We start from the raw sequence: 237 nt of genomic DNA, 5'->3' as shown, positions 1-237 counted from the left end.
TCCCGATGCGCTCTCCATGCTAGCCGGCCACCGGATCAAGCCCTCGATCGAGGATCTCGACGGGCCGAAATCGGTCGAGCACATCAACGGCTGGGTCAAACAAGCGACGCGGGGCGCCATTCCTGTGATCCTGGACTCACCGCCGGGCGGCGGCTTCGTCAGCCTCGGCGCACTCTCCTTCAAGGCGCGCTGGAAGACGTCCTTCGATAGGGAAAGCCCGGCAAGCCCCTTTCAGCG

The 237-nt window shown here is 65.0% G+C and carries 1 protein-coding gene; it reads left to right on the top strand.

The genetic code is table 11. The annotated features are described in order from the left end of the window. Positions 1-237: serpin family protein (locus tag EOD29_RS34915; RefSeq protein ID WP_281059271.1), on the top strand; the 237-nt coding region annotated here is incomplete at both ends.

It is taken from the genome of Mesorhizobium sp. M1A.T.Ca.IN.004.03.1.1 (assembly GCF_003997555.1).
GTDB lineage: Bacteria > Pseudomonadota > Alphaproteobacteria > Rhizobiales > Rhizobiaceae > Mesorhizobium.
The sequence above is the reverse complement of the archived record's forward strand: the minus strand, read 5'-3'. Positions and strand labels throughout refer to the sequence as shown.